At 38.4% G+C, this 271-nt stretch carries 1 protein-coding gene; it reads right to left on the bottom strand.

Annotated elements, in window-relative coordinates:
* Positions 1 to 183 (bottom strand): shikimate kinase (locus C1E99_RS00245; RefSeq protein WP_330848207.1); only part of this gene is annotated, 183 nt, incomplete at its 3' end.
* Between the last annotated feature and the right edge of the window lie 88 nt (positions 184 to 271).

Here is a 271-nt window from a genome sequence, read left to right as displayed (position 1 = left end):
TTCTTTCAACACCTCTGTCTCCAGTTGTCTAAACGAAGCCTCTCCTTCAAGACTGAAATAGTCAGCAATAGGCATACCAATCCGTTCTTCAATGATATGGTCCATATCGTAAACGGGGAGATTTAACAAATGTGCTGTTGTTGTTTTTCCAACTCCCATAAATCCAAGTAAAACGATTGGCATACATTCTCCTAATCCATCAAACTATTTAAGTGTTCAAAGAAGGCAGGATAGCTAGTATTGATAGCTTCTGCTCTTTCCAATACAACTT

Origin of the sequence: Streptococcus suis, from assembly GCF_002964045.1 — a bacterium.
In the GTDB taxonomy this organism is placed as follows: Bacteria; Bacillota; Bacilli; order Lactobacillales; family Streptococcaceae; genus Streptococcus; species Streptococcus suis_U.
The sequence above is the reverse complement of the archived record's forward strand: the minus strand, read 5'-3'. Positions and strand labels throughout refer to the sequence as shown.